Origin of the sequence: Rhizobium sp. 25PS6 (assembly GCF_032464655.1) — a bacterium.
In the GTDB taxonomy this organism is placed as follows: Bacteria; Pseudomonadota; Alphaproteobacteria; order Rhizobiales; family Rhizobiaceae; genus Rhizobium; species Rhizobium laguerreae.
This window is the reverse complement of the sequence record NZ_JAWDIV010000010.1, coordinates 95827-115291: the sequence shown is the minus strand read 5'-3', so window position 1 is coordinate 115291 and position 19465 is coordinate 95827. Positions and strand designations below refer to the sequence as shown.

Below are 19465 nucleotides of genomic sequence, written 5' to 3'. Positions count from 1 at the left end.
GAGATATCTTGCGCATACGAACCCTGTTTCTGCTCGCCGCGTTCATGGCGTCGCTGGCACCTGCCCTTTCCCATGCGCAGGAAAGCGATCCACCGAGGGCGAATGACCAGAGCGTCGCGCGAGACGGCGTGCTGAGACTGCTGCCGGCCGACTCCGTCACCGAGCACGCGTTGACGATCGGCGGCCGGAAGATTGCCTATACCGCCACTGCCGGCACGCTTGATCTCTTCGGCCAGGATGGGGCGCAGACCGGCGCGATCTTCTACACCGCCTATGTCGCAAGGGATGGCGGGCAGAACCGGCCTCTGACCTTTGCCTTCAACGGCGGGCCGGGCGCCGCGTCCGCCTTCCTGCATCTCGGGCTGGTCGGGCCGAAAGTGCTCGACTTCGGGCCGGATGGACGCGACGGCGCCAATGCGAAACTGATCGATAACCCGCAAAGCTGGCTCGATTTCACCGATCTCGTGCTGATCGATCCGATCGGCACCGGCTGGAGCCGGACGGCGAAGGCGGACGACGCCACCAGTTATTATAACGTCAGTGCCGACGCCCAGAGCATCGCCAAGGCGATCGCGCTCTATGTCGCGCACAACAACCGTTCCAACTCGCCTAAATATCTTCTCGGCGAAAGTTATGGCGGCTTTCGCGCCGCCAAGGTCGCCTCGGCACTGCAGGAAAGCCAGGGCATCATCGTCGCCGGTGCGGTGATGCTTTCCCCCTTGCTCGAGGGTCAGCTGATGTTCAATGCCGATCAGTTTCCGCTCGGTGCAGCGCTGGAGCTGCCGTCGCTCGCCGCAGCCGAACTCGACCGGCATAACGCCTTTGACGAAGAGAAGCAGAAGGCAGCCGAGACCTTCGCGCTCGGGGACTATCTGACAACGCTCGCCGGGCCGCCGCCGACGGGTGCCGAGGCCGCCGCCTTCTATGGCAGGATCGCTCGGCTGACGGGCATTCCCGAGGATATCGTCACCCGCAATCGCGGCTTCCTCGGCAGCTCCTACGTCAAACATTCAGATGAGGGCAGCGGCGAGGTGATGAGCTCTTACGACGCCTCCTTTGCAGCACCCGATCCATATCCGGAATCGGATTACGATCGCGGCGACGACGCCATCCTCGACGGTTTCACCCGCGCCTATGGCGGGGCTTTCGCCGACTATGCCCGCAACGAACTCGGTTTCAGGACCGAGATGACCTATTCGCTGCTCGATGGCGATATCAGCCGGCGCTGGGAATGGGGCGGCGGGCGCGGCGGCGGATCGCGCTTCCAGGCCAGCGCCACCGACGACATCCGGCAGCTGCTCGCCGCGAACCCGGCCTTCCATCTGCTGATCGCACATGGCTACAGCGATTTGGTGACGCCTTATGGCGTCAGCCGCTACGTGGTCGACCATCTGCCGCCCTCGCTCGCCGGCGGCCGTGTCGGACTGAAGCTTTATCGCGGTGGCCATATGTTCTATACAAGAGCTGAACAGCGGGCCGCTTTCACGGCCGATGCAAAGGCCTTCTACGCCACACATTTGGCCGCTCAGCCGGCGGACTAAACCGCTGTACATTGCGCGACATGCTTTGGGGACTTGCCGATGCATATTACCGGAGGATGCCACTGCGGCGCGATACGCTATCAGGCGGAGATCGATCCGGAGCGGGTCTCGATCTGCCATTGCACCGATTGCCAGCGGCTGACGGGCGCGGCCTATCGCATCACCGCGCCGGCGCGGCCGGGAAGTTTCACGCTCACGTCAGGTGACCCAAGAGCCTATGCAAAATATGGCGACAGCGGTGGTCTCAGCCGGCAATTCTTCTGCCCGAATTGCGGATCGCCGCTCTACCGCACGGACCGCGAAGGCGGCGCGATCGGCATCCGCGTCGGCAGCATCGACCAGCGGCGGGAACTGGCGCCGAAGAAACAGATATGGTGCCGCTCAGCCCTGCCCGGGGTGGAGAATATCGAAACGATTCCGCGCTTCGAGGGCGAGGATTAGGCTGGCGTCAGCTTAACATCCCGCCTTTATTCCGGCCGAGGCATGTCCGGCCAGCGATCGGTCACGCCGGCCTGTACCGGACGCTCGAGATAGGTGGATAGGGCGATATGGCTGCGGGTGCCGGTGACGCCGGGAACGGCGTGGATCTGGGCGAGAAAAGCTTCCAAGGCCTGCGGGCTGGCGGTGCGGACCTTGAAGAGAACGCTGGCGTCGCCGGCGACCGAATGCATCTCCTCGACCTCGGGAAACTGCAGGACCTGCATCAGCCGCTCGCTCTTGCCCCAGCCCGCCGCCTCCACATGCACGAAGGCAAGCAGCGGCTTGCCGAGGGCTGCGCCATCCAGCGCGGCATGCACGCCCTTGATGGCGCCGGATTGTCTCAGTCGGCGCACACGCTCATGCACGGCCGGCGCCGAGAGGCCGACCACTTCGCCAAGCCTGGCATAGCTCTGGCTGCTGTCGGCGGCGAGCGCGGCTAATATCCTTCGGTCGAAGGCATCGATGACCGGCTGCTGGGGCCGTCTCTGCCGAAGATCGTCTGTATTTTTCGCCATTCCGCAAATCCCCTTTCTGCCGAAGAATAATCGCCGATACTGCCATTATTCAACAGAGTATTCGGAACGGGAGAAATTTCATGGAGATGATCGCGCGCAATCCGGCAAGCGGGGTGTATCCGGCCAGCCCTGATTACATCCATGCGGTGGAGATCAAGTTTCCATCCAGGCTGCTCTTCGTCAGCGGCACGATGGGCCTCGATCAAGAGGGAATGGCAGCCGCCGATCTGGAAGGCCAGTTGGACCTCATCTGGTCCAATCTGCGCGCCATCCTCACATCCGCTGATATGACGGTGGACAATATCGTGCGGCTGACGAGCTATCTCCGCGACGGCGCCTTTGTGGAAGCGAACCAGAATGCCCGTCTTCGGGCGCTTGGCGGCCGCGCTGTGCCGACCACGGCGATCATCGTCGAAACGCTGCGTGACGACTGGCTGGTCGAGATCGAGATCATCGCTGCCGGCTGACCGGCACATTGGCCATCGCACCCCGAGGGGTGCGATGGCTGTGACGATCAGGCCGCCTGTCTCAACCGGCCAAGCGCCTCGGCCAGATCGACCTCGCCGCGGAAACCGCCGCTGCTTTTCGCCTCCTGCCGATGCTCGATCGCATGGGCAAAACGCACGGCCGGCTCCTGCTGCATGCGCTCATAGAGGCGATGCAGACCAGGAAACTGCCGGCGGTCGACCACCTTGTGAAAATCGTTCCAGCGGGCGATGCCGACGAAATAGGCGTCCGCCAGGCTTGGGCCATTGCCGAGAAGCCATTCGCGGCCATCGAGCAGACGCTCCAGCGTATGATGTGCCTTTTCGACCGCGGCGATGCCATAGGCCGTGAGGGCCTGCTTCTGCTGCGGCTCCAGCGGATGCTCGATCGCGTACCAGAGCGGGCCGAAGGCCTGGAAGAAGGTGGTATTGAGAAAGGCCAGCATCTGGTTCAGCCGATCGAAATCCGCCGAGCCCTGCACAAAACCCAGACCGCTACCGATCGTGCGGGCGCCGATATGGTGCAAGATCGCTATGCTTTCGCTGATCGTCCTGCCATCTTCGAGCAGCAGCGACGGCGTTTCGCCGACCGCGTTGATCCGCTTATATTCTTCGGTGGAGACTATTTCCGGCATCTCGACGCGGCAGAGCCGATAAGGCAGGCCGGACCATTCCAGCGCGACGATCGAGCCGAAGGAGCAGCCTTCCGGCACGCCGTAAAACAATATGGGTGACATCAATCGTTCCTTTCAGAATTGAACCCGTTTGGACACGATCAATGTGAGGATGTGGACGATCTTGCGGTAGAGGCTATAAATGCATCGCAATGTCCACATATCTGGAAGCTGACGATGGCGCTTTTCAACCTCAATGACCTCCATCTTTTCGTGCAGGCCGTCGACAGCGGCGGCTTTACCGCCGCCGCAAGACATCTCGGCATTCCGAAATCGACAGTGAGCAAGCGGGTTGCAGAACTGGAGGCACGGCTTGGCGTGCGGCTGATCCAGCGCACGTCGCGAAGCTTCGCGCTGACCGAGCTCGGCCGGGAATTCTTTCAGCATGCCCAGGCCTCGATCATCGAGGCGGAGATGGCCGAGGGCATTGTGCGGCGGCATCTGGCCGAGCCCGCCGGCAGCGTTCGCCTGACCGCATCGGTGCCGACGGCGCAGTTTACCTTGACTGAGCATCTGCCGGCGCTGGCTGTGCGCTATCCGAAGCTCCGGCTCTCCGTGCATGTGACGGACCGTTTCGTCGATATCGTCCAGGAGGGTTTCGATATCGCGCTGCGCAGCCACAGGACGCCGCTGCCGGATTCGGCGCTGGTCCAGCGGAAGCTCGCCAGCCACCCTTTCTTTATCCTCGCTTCGCCGGATTATGTGAGTGCCCATGGGCAACCGCGCCGGCCGGAGGAGCTGGCACAGCATGCGACGATCATGACCAGCCTGACGGAGGACCAGTGGCGGCTTTATTCGGACAGCGACGAGGTTCTCGTCACGCTGCATTCCGTCATGGCGGCGGATGAGCCTTATGTGTTGATGGAAATGGCCATCTCGGGGCTCGGCATTACCTGCCTGCCGACATCCGTCTGCCGCAAAGCGCTGGCCAACGGGCGGCTGGTGCGGGTACTGCCGGAATGGACGGCCGGCAGCATCGAAACGACGATCCTGATGCCGCATCGGCGCGGCCAGCTGCCGGCAGTGCGCGCCGTCGTCGACTTCCTGGCGGAGCGGTTTGGCGGATAACGCTCCGCCCATGCGCAGCAGACGGTGAAACGCGACATTTCGAAGGAGACAGGCCGTATTCGGCCATCAGCCGCACTTCGAGCTGCAGGGCACCAACGATCGCCGGCGAGGCGTCTTCCGGCGAGACTGCAAGTCGTCGCTCGCTCGTGCTTCAAATCCCACTTTCGCCTCTTCCTATCCCAACCATCGCCTCGTTTGTTCGACTATCCGCCCCGCCCCGGGTCTCCCACCAGCACTCAGTAAAACATGAAATGCGATGTATTCCTCTACGAACAAATAGAAGGGTCCAATGTAGTTTGATACAGCTTCGGTCTGTAGCTCAAACTGGCTAAGTGCATATTAGGTTAATTTGCAGTATAGATAGAGTTGGGGAGAGATTCGCGTCACGGACGCGATAGGTCGATATAGTATTCAACGGCCTTTTCTGAATTTTACCAACTCTGTCTTGCACATTTGCGTAATTAACTTCAGAGTTGTTATTATTCAGCTATGCGTATGGACTTTAGTCTTAGCGTAGTTACGGACTTTAGTCCTAATACCTTCCAACCGAGAATGACCAGCGCTCTCGATCGGCGAATCAATAGTCGTCATTGAGCGCCTTAAAATCAATGCGCAAGGAGGTAGACTAAGCGGGTGCATTCCGGCATCCGGACTTGGTCCCTTCTCTCAATGCGATTGAAACCGAGGGAGAAACTCCATGGCACTCGACATCACGACCCAGGACATCATCATCGACGAGACCACCGGTCTGACCGACGACGATATCAACCCTGCCACACCGCCGCACAACGCCAATACCACGCTGCAATATTTGTTAGGTCTTGACGTTACCGGCGGGCTGACCTCACCGGAGGTCGCCTACCAGAGCAATTTCGTCGTGGCCTCGGCGAGCGCCGGGGAAACCATCACCTCGGTCGTTCTCACCCAGAACGCCTCCGGGACTCCGTTTTCCACCACGGTCGGCGTCAACAGCGGCATTCGCACCGTTGACGGCAATTACGTCTGGCTGTTCCAAGATCCGACACGTCCAAACGTGGTGATCGGCGTCATCGGTACCTCTAACCCGCTCACCGAGCCCGTTGAAACCGGGCCGCTCGCCTTCTCGCTGGCGCTGATCGGCAGTGGCGCCGCTGCGGACCTGTACACGGTCCAGTACGTGCCGTTGTTCCATACGGATGCGACCAATGCCGACGACCGCATCGATCTGACGAACAAGGTGTTCGCGTCGGTCAGTGGAACCTCGGTGGTCAATTTCAGCCAGCTTGGCGACGCACCGTCCGGACATAACAACTGGTATATTCTCGACGCCGACGCAGCCAGCCCCCAGAAGATCCTCGTCACAGCTCACGACAATGGCGTGCAGGCGGAAGTCAACGTCAGCACCCAAGGCCTGGGTGTCGCATCGCAAGACGTGCGCTTCGGCCGCGAGCTCCAGATTGACCTGATCACCGGCGGCACCCAGAGCGCCGGCAAGGATTTCACCAACACGCCAACCGCGCCCGACTACGGCACCCACCTCGAGAACGTCTCCACCGCCGGCTTCTCGATCTCGCAGTCGACGCCGACCAGCACCGTCGCCGACATCGAGATCCACGCCTATAATAATGACGACAATGTTGAAGGCGCTGACTTCCCCACTGACGACAACGATGCCGAGATCAACATCACCGGCGTGACGTTCAAGCTGAACGGCGTGACAAAAACAGCCGCTGAGCTCGGCATCACGGTCAATCTGGCCGGCACCGGACTGATCCTCGAGGATGTCGGCGAGGGCGTGACGATCGACTTCACGACCGCAGGCGGAGTTGGCGGAACATTCGATCGCTTCACCATCAGGAATATCGACACCGAGAAAGACTTTTTCGATGTCAAAGAGGTGCATTATGGTGGTGAGGTGAGCAACGCCTACAACGAAGAGGTTGGCTCCTTCATCAACTTCGACGACGACGGGCCGACGATCACGGCAACCGGCACCCCGCCGGTACTGACGGTCGACGAGACCAACCTGACCACCGATGCCAGCGGAGACTTCGCGACCTTCTTCACCTCGAATGCAGGGGCCGACGGCGGCGCCATCACCTATGCGCTCGGCATCAGCCAGATCACCAATGTCAGCGGCCTCACCGACACCGCAACCGGCCAGTCCGTGCTGCTCTTCGTCGAAGGCGGCAGTGTCGTTGGCCGCGCCGGAGCCGGAGGCCCGGTCGTCTTCACCGTCAGCGTCACCGCTGCCGGCCTCGTCAGCCTCGACCAGGCGCGGGCCGTGGTCCATGCCGATGCCAGCGACCCCAACGACAGCATCACTCTGGCGGCCGCCGACCTCATCAGCCTGACCGCGACCATCACCGACGGCGACGGCGATCACGCCGCAGCCACCCACAATATCGGCCAGAGCCTCAACTTCGAGGATGACAAGCCGATAATCGGGGTAAAAGGCGGCCCGTTTCCACTGACGGTCGACGATACCGATCTGACGACCAACGTCAGCGCCGACTTCGGCGCCTACTTCGTCGCCTTCCCGGGGGCCGATGGCATTGGCAACGGAATCACCTATGCGCTCGGCATCAACCCGAACAACAATGTCAGCGGTCTTACCGATACCGAAACCGGCCAATCCGTCCTGCTCTTCCTGGAAGGCGGCAGCGTGGTCGGCCGCGCCGGAGCTGGCGGTCCGGTCGTCTTCACCGTCAGCGTCAGCGCTGCCGGCGTCATCACCCTCGACCAGGCAAGGGCGATCGTCCATGCCGATGCCAACAACCCGGACGACATCACCACCCTGGCGGCCTCCGACATCACCTTGACCGCAACTATCACCGATGGCGACGGCGATCAGGCAACCTCCACCCGCTATATCGGCCAGAGCCTCTACTTCCAGGATGACGGGCCGACGATCACGGTGCCGTTTGACGGTAACCCGGCTCTCGCAGGCATCCAGAACGAGACGCTGGGCAACGTGCTCAACGCCTTGGCCAGCGGCGCCTTCGGCTACAATATTGGGGCGGATGTCCACCCGGCGGCTTTCTACACCGGTGGCGGTTCTGACTTTGTCGACGAGGATGGCGGGACGACCGGTGTCCAGATCGGACTGACCGGCACGATCACCGGCGGCGGCGGCGGCAATCTCGTCACCTCGAATGTGACGCTGGCGTCGGAGAGCCTCACCTCGGCGACGTTCAACTTCACCTTCACCTATGACAAGGATCCGGCAGCCGGCGTCCAGGCGGGCACGGCGGGCGGCACCCTCGTCTTCGACAAGGCCGGCGACACTTATACGGTCAACCTGACCGACCCGCTCGAAGGCTTCAGCTTCGACGTGCTCCACACCAGCGAGCTCTTATCCAAGGAGCCCACCGGCAATACCGGCCACCCGCAGATCGTGCTGGAACGGTTGCAGGCGGATGACGCGAACACACCTGACGATGAAGACTTCTACGTGCAATTCACGGGCAACGCGATCAACAGAGGCAACCCGTTCAGCTTGACGAACAATGGGCAGGGGTCATCCGCCGACTCCACCTTCACCATCGGTGGTCACGAGATGGTCAGCAACAACAATCCAACGTGGGTGTCTGCGACACAGAGCACCAACGGTGTCGCCGGCGATACGATCCAGAAAGACGAACTGCTGACGCTGCGGTTCTTCAACAGCAATGTCGGCATTGCCAACGAGGCCACGACCCCGACGGCGACCGCCGGCACGATGGCCATCAAGTTCGACGGCATCGGCAACAGCGAGGACCTGATGCTGATCCTCAATCTGATCGACAAGAACGGCGCCGACAATATCGCCGGCACCGCGGACGACAACGCGACGATCACCCGGGCCATGTACGTGTCGAATGCCGACATCTACAAGGCAGGTCAGGTGCCGGCCCCATACAACGGCGAGTTCACGCTCGACAACAATGACGGCCTCGTGATCGTCGAGCAGAACGACTACAACGCCGCCGGCGAAGACTACGTACTGCAGGGGGCGCAGATCATGCAGTCCGGCAACGGAATCACCGGCAACAATACGGCGATCGACCTGGTGAAGGCGACCGGCGCCAATGGCGGCAGCAATGCGACCGGCGGTCTGGTAAACTTCGACGCCACCGATAATGACGTGCTGAAGATCACCGACATCGGTTTCACCTCGACCGTGACCGAGACGCCGAACGCCAACCTCGACTTCGCCTTCCAGGTGGAGGACGCCGATGGCGATCAGACAGCGATGCAGCACATCCTTGTTGACGTCGCCTGACACGTGACCAAACGGGGGCAGCCGAGGCTGCCCCCGGACTTCTTTGCACGCTGTGAAACCTCGTACACCCGAGACATAATGATGAAACCAAAGCAACAGCCCCCTGCCCTGCAGGTGGTGATGAAGGAGGCCAGACGCGCCATTCGGCCGATGATCTGGTTCAGCGGTGGCATCAACGTGCTGATGCTGACCGGGGCGTTTTACATGCTCCAAGTCTACCACCGCGTATTGTCCAGCCACAGCTTGGAGACGTTGGTGATGCTGTCGCTGATGGCGGCAGCGGCACTCGCGACGATGGCGGCTCTGGAGGTGGTGCGCGGGCGTCTTCTGGCAACCGTCGGATCGTGGATGAACGCGCGGTTGGCACCCGTTCTCCTGACCGCATCGGTCGAATATGCCGCCTCAGCGCCCGGCCAAGCCAACGCCCGTCCGTTGCGAGACCTTGATCAAGTCCGGAACTTCTTCACCAGCCCGAGCATCTTCCCGATCCTCGACGCGCCCTGGGCGCCGCTATTTTTCGGCGCCATATTTTTCATGCACCCTTGGCTGGGTTGGTTGGCGCTGTGCGGCGGGATCGTCCTGTTTGCGCTGGCGTTGCTCAATGAATACCTCACACGCAAGCCGTTGGCCGAGGCCGCAAGCGCACAGTCGCGGGCATACGTCCAGGCTGAGGCGGCGATCCGCAACGCCGAGGTCGTCCAGGCTATGGGCATGTTGAAGCCGTTGCTGGTGGGCTGGAAGGCGCAGCAAGACGAGGCAAATGAGGGACAAGTTCTTGCCGCCAACCGGGGCGGCGTGATCGCTGCCATCGCGCGTTGTCACCGGCTGGCCCTGCAAATGGCCATACTGGGCCTTGGGGCTTATCTCGTCCTTCGCAACGAAGCTTCCCCCGGGATCATGATCTCCGCCTCGATCCTGATGGGCCGCGCATTGTCCCCGGTCGAGCAAGCGATCGGCACATGGAAGGCGACAGTCGGAGCACGCGCCGCCTACCGGCGCCTCGCCGCAGTCGCCGGGCAGCATCCGGAGACCACACCGGTTCTGCCACTCCCACGACCGAAAGGCAGGTTTGAGGCCGAGAACCTTGTGCTTGCCCGACAGGGCGGCGAGCCTATCCTGAAAGGGATCAACTTCCACCTAGAGCCGGGTGAAGCAATGGCGCTGATTGGCCCGAGCGCGGCCGGCAAGACCAGCCTGGCGCGAATACTGGCCGGTGCCTGGCGTCCATCTGGAGGGCGCGCGTTGCTTGATGGCATGGACGTTGCCCAATGGGCGGCGGAAGATCGTGGCCATTATGTCGGTTACCTGCCGCAAGACATCGAGCTCTTCGCCGGTACCGTCTCCGAAAACATCTGCCGCTTCGCAAAGCTCAGCCCAGTGGTCTTCGACAAGGTGGTCAAGGCCGCACAGCTGGCGGGAGTTCACGAACTGATCAAAGGACTGCCGAAAGGTTACCTCACAGAGATCGGCGAATCCGGCGCGGTCCTATCAGGCGGACAGCGCCAACGCATCGGGTTGGCGCGAGCACTCTACGGCGACCCGGCCCTCATTATCCTGGACGAGCCCAATTCCAACCTCGACCGCGAGGGTGAGGAGGCATTGATCGCCGCGCTCAGCACGGTCAAGGCGACAGGCACGACTGTCATCCTGATCGCGCACCGACCGAACATCATGGAGACGGTTGACAAGATATTGATCCTCAACCGGGGCCAACAGGACCTCTTCGGTCCACGCGACTATGTCTTCAATGAGCTCGCCGCGCGCGCCCGCAAGGTTAGCCAGATGCCGACCATAGTGGCGAAATAAGCCAGGAAAAGAAAACAGACATGCAGGATATGAAGGTCGTTCCGCTACCCGTTTCGCCGCCCGCCGCACCGGTCCCCCTGCGTCTCACCGGCGTGACGTTCACCGGCTTCGCGATCATGTTCCTGTTCTTCGGCATGGCGGGGGGCTGGGCGACGCTTGCACCATTGGATAGCGCCGCCGTGGCACCGGGCGTGATCAAGGTTGCCGGCGACCGCAAGCTCATCCAGCACCTCGAGGGCGGCATCATCGCAGAGCTGCACGCCGCCAACGGTGATATCGTCAAGGCGGGCAAGGTCCTCATCCAGCTCGACAACACACCGGCAAAGGCGAGGCTTGACCTGATCCAGAACCGGATAGCAACGCGTGAGTCGCTTGCCGCTCGTCTCAGGGCTGAGCGTGACGGCAAGGCCGAGATCGAGTTTGATCCGGCATTGCTCGCAAACCGCGACAAAGCCGCAAAGGACGCGGTGGCCTCACAGCGTGACGTGTTCGCCGCGAAGCACGACAACCTGAAGGACGAGCGGGAAATTCTCAGCCAGCGCCGTCACCAGACCGAGGAAGAGATAACGGGACTGGAGGGGCTTATCGTCACCGAGGACAAGCAGATCGAAGCACTCGAGGGCGAAACCAAAGACCTTGAAAGCCTGATCAAGCGTGGGCTGGTCACGCGCGAGCGGAACCTGATGCTCAGGCGACAACAGCGGGAGATCGAGGGGGAGCGCGCCACCAACGTTGCGGCCATCGCTCGCGCCAAAAGCGCCATGGCCGAGATCGACATGCAGATCTTGAACCTCGGCACGGTGCGGCTCAACGAGGCTGTCGAAGAGTTGAGCAAGGTCGAGGCGGAGTTGTTCGACCTCAGACAGGAGGAGCGTTCCGCCAAGGACGTGCTTGCCCGTACCAATGTCGTCGCCCCCGTTGACGGCATCGTCATGGACCTGAAGGTCCACACGGCGGGTGGTGTCGTAAAACCCGGCGAGACACTGATGACCGTCGTGCCGCTCGGACAGCAACTCGTGGTCGAGGCCATGGTCAGGCCGGAGGACGTCGAGACGATCGCCCCTGGGCAGCTCGCGCGCGTCAGTTTCCCGGCCTTCGCCCGCTACAGCCTCCCGCCGCTCGACGGCGTCGTGGAGGTCGTATCGGCTGACCGGATGACGGAGGAGCGCAGCGGTGCACCTTATTTCGCCGCGACCGTGGTGATCGACAAGAGCGAACTCGCCAAGCTGGAGGGCCGCAAGCTGATGCCCGGCATGTCGAGCGAAACGATGATCCGGATGGGTGCTCGCACCGTGCTTTCATATCTGGCTGAGCCAATCACGCAGAACTTCCGCCGAGCACTGCGGGAAAAATAGCCGTAGGCAGCAAATGAGCTTCTCTATATCTGACCGGGCTTGCTGACATACAAATATCAACGCCCCACGACCGCTTCCCGGTCGACCGATCACGCCGCCTTGGCGGCGTGATATTCCTTGATCGCGACCATCTTGATCGCCGGATGGCGCTCGGACTCGTAACGCAGCGAAAAGCCGTCCTGGGCGAGGAAGACCGGATCGCCGTCGAGATCGCGGGCGATATCGCCGCGTTTGACGGTGAGGAATTTCTCGAGATCGGCCGGCTGCTCGGCCGAGATCCAGCGGCAGACCGAGAAACGCGACATTTCGAAGGAGACCGGCAGGCCGTATTCGGCCATCAGCCGCTCCTTCAGGACGTCGAGCTGCAGGGCGCCGACAACGCCGACGATGGCCGGCGAGCCGTCTTCCGGCGAAAACAGCTGGACGACGCCTTCTTCGGCCATCTGCTGCAGGGCTTCCTTGAGCTTCTTCGCCTTCATCGCGTCTTCCAGACGCACGCGGCGCAGGATTTCCGGCGAGAAGTTCGGCACGCCCTGGAAGACCAACGATTCACCTTCGGTCAGCGTATCGCCGATCCGGAGTGTCCCGTGGTTCGGAATGCCGACGACGTCGCCGGCATAGGCGGTGTCGGCGAGCTGGCGCTGCGAGGCGAAGAAGAATTGCGGCGCCGTCAGGCCGAGCTGTTTGCCGGTGCGGGCAAGCCTTGCCTTCATGCCGCGCTCGAGCTTGCCGGAGCAGATGCGGGCAAAGGCGATGCGGTCGCGGTGATTGGGGTCCATGTTCGCCTGGATCTTGAAGACGAAGGCGGTCATCTTGTCGTCGGTCGCATGCACGGTCCTGGTATCGGCGACCTGGTCACGCGGCGGCGGCGCAAAATCGCCGAGCGCGTTGATGAGATCGCGAACGCCGTAATTGCGCAGCGCCGAGCCGAAAAAGACAGGCGTCATATGGCCTTCCAGGAAGGCCTGACGGTCGAACGGACGGCAGGCCTCGATCGCCAACTCGGTCTCCTCGACGAAGACCTGGCGCTCGTTTTCCGGCAGCCTACCGGCCACGCTTTGCGGGCCATTGACCGGCGTTCCCTCGATTTCGGTATCCGAACCGCGCACCGTGTTGGCGGCGATATTGTACGAGCCGCAAAAGGTCTTCGAGCGGCCGATCGGCCAGGTGATCGGCGCCGTATCCAGCGCCAGCTTCTCTTCCACCTCGTCGAGGATCTCGAAGGGATCGCGGCTTTCGCGGTCCATCTTGTTGATGAAGGTGATGATCGGGATATCGCGCATGCGGCAGACTTCGAAGAGCTTCAGCGTGCGCGGCTCGATGCCTTTGGCGGCATCGATGACCATGACGGCGGCGTCGACGGCCGTCAGCGTGCGATAGGTGTCGTCGGCGAAATCCTCGTGACCCGGCGTGTCGAGGATGTTGAAGACATTATCGTTATATTCGAAGGTCATCACCGAGGTGACGACGGAGATGCCGCGTTCGCGCTCGATCTTCATCCAGTCGGAACGCGTCTGCATGCGATCCTTCTTCGCCTTGACTTCGCCGGCAAGCTGAATGGCGCCGCCGAACAGCAGCAGCTTTTCGGTGAGCGTCGTCTTACCCGCGTCCGGGTGGGCGATAATAGCGAATGTGCGGCGGCGGGAGACCGCCTCGGCGAGACTTTCGGCCATACTTGTGAATCCTGTGGAATTGCCGCGTATCTAGCGACTAAAGCCCGGCTTTGCAATTGACCTCGGGGCTGCGGGCGCAAAGTAATGGGCCATGACCATTCATCACGATACGCGCCCGACGCTGAACCTGATCCGCTTAGCCAATGGCGAAGGCCTCGACCTGCCCGCCTATGAAAGCAAGGGAGCGGCCGGTTTGGACCTGCGTGCTGCCGTCGACGAGACAGCACCGCTGACGCTTCTGCCCGGCAAGCGGGCGCTGGTGCCGACCGGCTTCATCTTCGAGATCCCCGAAGGTTTCGAGGGTCAGGTGCGGCCACGCTCCGGCCTGGCCTTTAAAAACGGCATCACCTGCCTGAATTCACCGGGCACCGTCGACAGCGACTATCGCGGCGAAGTGAAGGTGCTGCTGGTCAATCTCGGCGAGGAGCCCTTCGTCATCTCACGCGGCATGCGCATCGCCCAGATGGTGATCGCGCCGGTCACCCAGGCGCGGGTGGCCGAGATCACCGCGGCGAGCGAAACGGTGCGCGGCGCAGGCGGCTTCGGCTCCACCGGCGTCTGATGGCACAGCGCCTGGACAGCGCCGGCCTGACCTTCCGGCAGGATTATTTTGGTGACCCCGCCGGCTGGGCGGCCCTGGTCTGCCTGCTCAGCGATATTTTCGGCATCGATATCGGGCCGCTGCAGCAGCTTGGCGGACCGGACCCCACCAGCATGCCGTTCGGCTGGTTTGATGCCGAAGGCGAACTTGCGGCCAATATTTCAGCCTTTGCGTTGCCCTTCGTCCTCAATGGCAGGATCGCCCATGCCGCCGGGCTGCAATCCGGCGCGGTGCGGCCGCCATGGCGCGGCCGCGGCCTCTATCGCGACGTCACGGTGAAAGCGCTCGACTGGTGCGAGAAGCAGGGTTTTGAGGCCGTCATCCTCTACACAGACAAGCCGTCGCTCTACGAAGCCTACGGTTTCCGCGCGATACCGCTGCACCGATACGAGGGAGCGGCACCCGCCCCTTCGTCTTCCGCCGCACCGGCCCGGCTGCTTTTGCCGACAAACGCGGATGATCTTGCCCTGCTGCAATCGCTGCTGAAAGGACGAAGCCCTGTTTCGACGTCGCTGGCGGTCACAGTGAACACGGCGATGTTTCTGATCAACACCCAGCTCGATCCCGATGTCCGCATCAGCTTCCTCGAAGACAAACAGGCGGTGATCGCCTGGAAGATCGATGAGGCGGGCCGCTTCAGCCTTCTCGACGTCGTGGCGGCTGATATGCCGTCGCTTGCAGCGATCCTTAGCGGGCTTAAGATCGCGCCCGCCTCCGTCGAGGTGCTCTTCCGTCCCGACAAGCTCGGCTGGGAGGGTGTTCCGCAACCGTTGGAAAGCGGCACGAGGCTGATGCTGCGCGGGCTCGGCGATGTCACACCGGGTTTTCCGGCGATGCTGTCGCCGATGGCGGAATTCTAGATCCTTCTATTTCCGGCGCGAAAGCGGTGGCAGGCGGCGTTTGACGGGCGAGGCTTTGATCATCGCGGTGTTGGTCTCCGCCCTTTCGGCAACGCGGTCGAGAATGCCGTCGAGGTCCGCCATGGAGCGGATGACCAGGCGGGCGATGAAGCAATCCTCACCCGTCACCTTGTCGCATTCGATGATTTCGGGAATTTCCTGGATGATCCGCTCGACGATGTGCAGCTGTCCCGGCAGAGGACGCACGCGCACGATCGCCTGCAGGGGATAACCGACGGCGGCGGGATCGAGATCGATGGTGAAGGCCTTGATGACGCCGCGCTCCTCCAGCCGGCGCAGGCGCTCGGCGGCACTCGGCGAGGACAGGCCGACCTGCTGCGCCAGCTCTTTCAGCGAGATCCGCGCATTGCCGGCCAGCGCTTCCAGAATGGCCTGATCGATTTCATCGAGCGACTGCACATCATTAGCCACGGCGATCTCTTTTCCTTTTATGATTAGGTGATACCGACAGTTTTCCTTTTTATCCTTATATAAAATCGTCCGTCGCTGCAATATTGTTATGCCAACGAAACGGAGGCAATCATGGGCAGCGACATCAAAAGAGGCACGGCGGAAATGACGGCAGCGATGCTGATCTCGGGGACGATCGGCTGGTTCGTCGTTATGTCGGGCCAGCCGGTCAGCGGCGTGGTCTTCTGGCGCTGCCTGTTCGGCGCGCTCACCTTGCTTGTCATCTGCGGCGCTCTCGGGCTGCTGCGGCCGGGCATCATCACGCTGCGCGCCTTCGGCATCGCCATTTTCGGCGGCATCGCCATCGTCTTGAATTGGCTGCTGCTCTTTGCCTCCTACTCACATGCGACGATCTCGATCGCGACGACGGTCTATAACACCCAGCCTTTCATGCTGCTGGTGCTCGGCGCGCTCTTTCTCGGCGAGAAGATCACCGCGACCAAGCTGTTCTGGCTGGCGCTCGCCTTCGCGGGCATGGTGGCGATCGTCCAGGCAAAACCCGGTGCGGGCGGCGATGCGTTCGACGGCTACGGCCTCGGCATTCTGATGGCGCTCGGTGCTGCCTTCTTCTACGCGCTCGCAGCCCTTGCCGCGAAATGGCTGAAGGGCACGCCGCCGCATCTGATCGCGCTCATCCAGGTCGCAACCGGCATGCTGATGCTGGCGCCGATGACGGACTTTTCCCATCCGCCGGGGGATGTCAGGGGCTGGGCGATCCTGGTGACCGTCGGGGTCGTCCATACCGGGCTGATGTATGTGCTGCTCTACGGCGCGATCCAGCGGCTGCCGACGCATCTCACAGGCGCCCTGTCCTTCATCTATCCGATCGCGGCGATCCTCGTCGACCGGCTCGCCTTCGGCCATGCGCTGCAGCCGATGCAGATTTTAGGCGCGGCGATCATCCTGCTTGCCGCCGCCGGCATGAATCTCGGCTGGACGCCGCGATGGCTGCGGCCGCGCGCGCTCGAGAGCTGAGAACCGGACACATGTCCCGGGCATGGCAAGCATGCCTGGGCATGGCAAGCACGCCTGGGCATGGCAAGCACGCCCGGGAGATGCCGATATTACTTCTGGCCGCGCGTGGTTTCGTACAGGAACCAGGTGCGGCGCTCGGCCTCATCGATCCAGTTCTCGATCAGGCTGGCGCTCGCGACGTCATTATGCTCGTCGCAGAGGTCATGCACCTCGCGCAGCAGCGAAACGAGCTGAGCGTTATCCTCGCGCAGTTCCGACAACATGTCCTCGGGCGTGACGAAATCCGCATCATTGTCCGATATGCGCTGCTGGCGGGCGATCTGGCCGATGGAGCGCAGCGTCGTGCCGCCGATCTTACGGGCACGCTCGGCAATGTCGTCGGTCATGGCGAAGATCTGCTCTGCCTGTTCATCGAGCAGCAGATGATAGTCGCGAAAATGCGGCCCGGACATGTGCCAATGGAAATTCTTGGTCTTCAGATAGAGCGCGAAGACATCGGCAAGCAGCGCGGTCAGAGCTGCCGAAATATCGGTGATGGCATTGGTCGGCAGATCCGAAGGCGTCTTCAGAGGCGCAAGTCTGGTCTTCTCGGCCTGTGTGGGGGACATCCGTTTTTTCCTTGTAATAACCAAGCGGTATTGGGGACCTGATGGGGCGGCGATGACATTTTGATGAAGACGAGGTGACGATGGGTGCCCGTCTGAGATCTTCCCCGCAAGAGATACGGGAGGATCGCGGTTCTTCAAGGTCATGGCAGGCGGCGGCCAGACATTCTTTCCGGTAGGGCCAAGCATTCCTGCCGCCGATGCATCCATCAATGCCGGCGGATTGATGGTTGTAGGCACCGGATATAAAACAGCGGGGCAAAAGAAGGGAGCGCGCCATGAGCCTTGCCGCCTTGCTGACCTATGCCGGAGCGCTGTTCATCGCCGCGGCCATTCCGGGACCCGGGATTACTGCGATCGTCGCACGGGCGCTCGGCTCGAATTTTCGCGAAACCTTCTTCATGGGCCTCGGCCTGGTGCTCGGCGACACGACCTATCTGACAGCGGTCATTCTCGGCCTTGCCTTCGTGGCGCAGTCCTTCACCGAGGTGTTCATAACAATCAAGATCGCCGGCGTCCTCTATCTCGGCTACATCGCCTGGAAACTCTGGACGGCGGGATTGTTGCCGCAGGATATCGCGGCGCGGAAATCCGCCAATATCGGCCTATCCTTCCTCTCCGGCCTGCTGGTGACGCTCGGCAATCCGAAGACGATGCTCTTTTATGTCGCCCTGGTGCCGACGCTGATCGATATCGGCAATATCGGCCTGCGAGACTATGCGCTCCTGCTGACCACCACCTTCGTGGTGCTGATCGTCGTGCTCGTGCCCTATATGCTGCTTGCCTCGCGAGCCCGCACGATGCTGAAGCAGCCGCGGGCCTTGCAGGCGCTGAACCGGGTTGCATCAGGCATCCTCGCGGGCACGGCCGCCTTCATCGCCACGCGGGCCGCCTGGAATAAACATTCGGCAAGGACCGGTTTTCAAAGGTTATTTTCTCCGAGGACCGCCTCCCCGGGATGAACACGGGCTGGCCTAGACCGGCCTTTGACCCTATTCTCCTCCTCGATTTCAGAGACAGGATTTCAAAGGGAGGCACCCATGTCGCACAAGCCCGGCCGCGGCCGCATCTATTCCTCGATCACCGAGACCATCGGCGACACGCCGCTCGTGCGCTTCGACAAGCTGGCGCGGGAAAAAGGCGTCGTGGCGAACCTGATCGGCAAGCTCGAATTCTTCAACCCGATCGCCTCGGTCAAGGACCGCATCGGCGTCGCGATGATCGAAAGCCTCGAAGCCCAGGGCAAGATCACCCCCGGCAAGACGGTGCTGATCGAGCCGACCTCCGGCAATACCGGCATCGCGCTCGCCTTTGCCGCCGCCGCCAAGGGTTATCGACTGATCCTCACCATGCCGGAAACGATGTCGGTCGAGCGCCGCAAGATGCTGGCGCTGCTCGGCGCCGAGCTGGTGCTGACGGAGGGACCGAAGGGCATGAAGGGCGCCATCGCCAAGGCAGAGGAACTGGCGTCATCATTTGACGATGCCGTCATTCCGCAGCAGTTCGAAAACCCGGCCAATCCCGAAATCCACCGCAAGACGACGGCCGAGGAAATCTGGAACGACACCGACGGCACGGTCGACATCGTCGTCTCCGGCATCGGCACCGGCGGCACGATTACCGGCGTCGGCCAGGTACTGAAGAGCCGCAAGCCCGAGATCAAGATCATCGCCGTCGAACCGGCCGATTCGCCGATCCTCTCCGGCGGCAATCCCGGCCCGCACAAGATCCAGGGCATCGGCGCCGGCTTCGCGCCGAAGATCCTCGATACCGGCATCTACGACGAGGTCGTCACCGTGACCAATGACGAGGCCTTTGAACAGGCGCGCCTGGTCGCCAGGCTCGAAGGCGTGCCGGTCGGCATCTCCTCGGGTGCGGCACTGACCGCCGCGATCAAGGTCGGTGTCCGCCCCGAGAATGCCGGCAAGAACATCGTCATCATCATCCCGTCCTTTGCGGAGCGTTATCTTTCGACGGCGCTGTTTGAGGGGCTTGGGAGCTGAGACTGGGCTTTGACCGGGGGTTTCCGGTCACTCATATTCCTGGGTCATTGGGCGCTTCGGCACCCGCCTCA

Annotated in this window: 15 protein-coding genes and 2 pseudogenes; 12 read left to right on the top strand and 5 right to left on the bottom strand. The window is 62.1% G+C overall.

The window, feature by feature from the left end; genetic code table 11:
* Positions 1 to 8: 8 nt before the first annotated feature.
* Complete coding sequence (locus RWK44_RS16120; protein WP_131662933.1) at positions 9 to 1541, top strand: S10 family peptidase; 1533 nt, start codon at positions 9 to 11, stop codon at positions 1539 to 1541.
* 39 nt (positions 1542 to 1580) lie between these two features.
* A complete protein-coding gene (locus RWK44_RS16115; protein WP_168283960.1) occupies positions 1581 to 1982 on the top strand; it encodes a GFA family protein in 402 nt (133 codons plus the stop codon).
* A gap of 26 nt (positions 1983 to 2008) precedes the next feature.
* On the opposite strand, the pseudogene RWK44_RS16110 reads toward RWK44_RS16115, so the two are convergent.
* Positions 2009 to 2589 (bottom strand): annotated as a pseudogene (locus tag RWK44_RS16110) (Lrp/AsnC family transcriptional regulator).
* A 27-nt stretch (positions 2590 to 2616) separates the two neighbouring features.
* Here RWK44_RS16110 and RWK44_RS16105 point away from each other — a divergent pair.
* Positions 2617 to 3003: a RidA family protein gene (locus RWK44_RS16105; RefSeq protein WP_131662930.1), complete on the top strand. Its 387-nt coding sequence runs from the start codon at positions 2617 to 2619 to the stop codon at positions 3001 to 3003.
* 47 nt (positions 3004 to 3050) lie between these two features.
* Here RWK44_RS16105 and RWK44_RS16100 read toward each other — a convergent pair whose 3' ends face one another.
* Positions 3051 to 3758 carry a glutathione S-transferase family protein gene (locus RWK44_RS16100; RefSeq protein WP_131662929.1) on the bottom strand — a complete coding sequence of 236 codons (708 nt, stop codon included), beginning with the start codon at positions 3756 to 3758 and terminating at the stop codon, positions 3051 to 3053.
* A gap of 114 nt (positions 3759 to 3872) precedes the next feature.
* Here RWK44_RS16100 and RWK44_RS16095 point away from each other — a divergent pair, with 114 nt between their 5' ends.
* The 4 genes from RWK44_RS16095 to RWK44_RS16080 all read left to right on the top strand — a co-directional run bounded on the left by RWK44_RS16095 (position 3873) and on the right by RWK44_RS16080 (position 12167).
* On the top strand, positions 3873 to 4763 hold the full coding sequence (locus RWK44_RS16095; RefSeq protein ID WP_168337744.1) for a LysR substrate-binding domain-containing protein: 891 nt from the start codon (positions 3873 to 3875) through the stop codon (positions 4761 to 4763).
* Between the two features lie 697 nt (positions 4764 to 5460).
* Positions 5461 to 9006, top strand: a complete 3546-nt coding sequence (locus RWK44_RS16090; protein ID WP_316029093.1) for a DUF5801 repeats-in-toxin domain-containing protein — start codon at positions 5461 to 5463, stop codon at positions 9004 to 9006.
* 81 nt (positions 9007 to 9087) lie between these two features.
* Positions 9088 to 10812, top strand: a complete 1725-nt coding sequence (locus tag RWK44_RS16085; protein WP_131663100.1) for a type I secretion system permease/ATPase — start codon at positions 9088 to 9090, stop codon at positions 10810 to 10812.
* Between the two features lie 20 nt (positions 10813 to 10832).
* Positions 10833 to 12167: an HlyD family type I secretion periplasmic adaptor subunit gene (locus RWK44_RS16080; RefSeq protein WP_131639919.1), complete on the top strand. Its 1335-nt coding sequence runs from the start codon at positions 10833 to 10835 to the stop codon at positions 12165 to 12167.
* An 89-nt stretch (positions 12168 to 12256) separates the two neighbouring features.
* Here RWK44_RS16080 and RWK44_RS16075 read toward each other — a convergent pair whose 3' ends face one another.
* Complete coding sequence (locus tag RWK44_RS16075; RefSeq protein ID WP_011650148.1) at positions 12257 to 13840, bottom strand: peptide chain release factor 3; 1584 nt, start codon at positions 13838 to 13840, stop codon at positions 12257 to 12259.
* A gap of 91 nt (positions 13841 to 13931) precedes the next feature.
* Between RWK44_RS16075 and dut the strand changes: the two genes are divergently transcribed.
* Both dut and RWK44_RS16065 read left to right on the top strand, forming a co-directional pair.
* Positions 13932 to 14402, top strand: a complete 471-nt coding sequence (gene dut / locus RWK44_RS16070) for a dUTP diphosphatase (protein WP_131662926.1) — start codon at positions 13932 to 13934, stop codon at positions 14400 to 14402.
* Positions 14402 to 15301, top strand: coding sequence for a GNAT family N-acetyltransferase (locus RWK44_RS16065; RefSeq protein ID WP_131639921.1), 900 nt, complete (start codon positions 14402 to 14404; stop codon positions 15299 to 15301). The genes dut and RWK44_RS16065 overlap by 1 nt, the downstream gene beginning before the upstream one ends.
* Positions 15302 to 15307: 6 nt before the next feature.
* Here RWK44_RS16065 and RWK44_RS16060 read toward each other — a convergent pair whose 3' ends face one another.
* On the bottom strand, positions 15308 to 15772 hold the full coding sequence (locus tag RWK44_RS16060; RefSeq protein WP_020052584.1) for an Lrp/AsnC family transcriptional regulator: 465 nt from the start codon (positions 15770 to 15772) through the stop codon (positions 15308 to 15310).
* Positions 15773 to 15883: 111 nt separating this feature from the next.
* Here RWK44_RS16060 and RWK44_RS16055 point away from each other — a divergent pair, with 111 nt between their 5' ends.
* The gene (locus RWK44_RS16055; RefSeq protein WP_131639923.1) at positions 15884 to 16786 is read left to right on the top strand and encodes a DMT family transporter; all 903 of its coding nucleotides are present in this window, start codon (positions 15884 to 15886) and stop codon (positions 16784 to 16786) included.
* Between the two features lie 89 nt (positions 16787 to 16875).
* Here the strand turns inward: RWK44_RS16055 and RWK44_RS16050 are convergent, their stop codons facing one another.
* A complete protein-coding gene (locus RWK44_RS16050) occupies positions 16876 to 17394 on the bottom strand; it encodes a Dps family protein (RefSeq protein WP_131639924.1) in 519 nt (172 codons plus the stop codon).
* 275 nt (positions 17395 to 17669) lie between these two features.
* On the opposite strand from RWK44_RS16050, the pseudogene RWK44_RS16045 reads away from it, so the two are divergent.
* Positions 17670 to 18284: pseudogene (locus RWK44_RS16045) on the top strand (LysE family translocator); the annotation flags it as partial.
* 147 nt (positions 18285 to 18431) lie between these two features.
* Positions 18432 to 19394: a cysteine synthase A gene (gene cysK, locus RWK44_RS16040; protein ID WP_316029092.1), complete on the top strand. Its 963-nt coding sequence runs from the start codon at positions 18432 to 18434 to the stop codon at positions 19392 to 19394.
* Positions 19395 to 19465 lie beyond the last annotated feature (71 nt).

What these genes read in the sequence shown, in the direction of transcription:
- RWK44_RS16115 (WP_168283960.1), top strand. Translation starts at nt 1,581, where the DNA reads ATGCATATTACCGGAGGATGCCACTGCGGCGCGATACGCTATCAGGCG.
- RWK44_RS16105 (WP_131662930.1), top strand. Translation starts at nt 2,617, where the DNA reads ATGGAGATGATCGCGCGCAATCCGGCAAGCGGGGTGTATCCGGCCAGC.
- RWK44_RS16100 (WP_131662929.1), bottom strand. Translation starts at nt 3,758, where the DNA reads ATGTCACCCATATTGTTTTACGGCGTGCCGGAAGGCTGCTCCTTCGGC.
- RWK44_RS16095 (WP_168337744.1), top strand. Translation starts at nt 3,873, where the DNA reads ATGGCGCTTTTCAACCTCAATGACCTCCATCTTTTCGTGCAGGCCGTC.
- RWK44_RS16090 (WP_316029093.1), top strand. Translation starts at nt 5,461, where the DNA reads ATGGCACTCGACATCACGACCCAGGACATCATCATCGACGAGACCACC.
- RWK44_RS16085 (WP_131663100.1), top strand. Translation starts at nt 9,088, where the DNA reads ATGAAACCAAAGCAACAGCCCCCTGCCCTGCAGGTGGTGATGAAGGAG.
- RWK44_RS16080 (WP_131639919.1), top strand. Translation starts at nt 10,833, where the DNA reads ATGCAGGATATGAAGGTCGTTCCGCTACCCGTTTCGCCGCCCGCCGCA.
- RWK44_RS16075 (WP_011650148.1), bottom strand. Translation starts at nt 13,840, where the DNA reads ATGGCCGAAAGTCTCGCCGAGGCGGTCTCCCGCCGCCGCACATTCGCT.
- dut (WP_131662926.1), top strand. Translation starts at nt 13,932, where the DNA reads ATGACCATTCATCACGATACGCGCCCGACGCTGAACCTGATCCGCTTA.
- RWK44_RS16065 (WP_131639921.1), top strand. Translation starts at nt 14,402, where the DNA reads ATGGCACAGCGCCTGGACAGCGCCGGCCTGACCTTCCGGCAGGATTAT.
- RWK44_RS16055 (WP_131639923.1), top strand. Translation starts at nt 15,884, where the DNA reads ATGGGCAGCGACATCAAAAGAGGCACGGCGGAAATGACGGCAGCGATG.
- RWK44_RS16050 (WP_131639924.1), bottom strand. Translation starts at nt 17,394, where the DNA reads ATGTCCCCCACACAGGCCGAGAAGACCAGACTTGCGCCTCTGAAGACG.
- cysK (WP_316029092.1), top strand. Translation starts at nt 18,432, where the DNA reads ATGTCGCACAAGCCCGGCCGCGGCCGCATCTATTCCTCGATCACCGAG.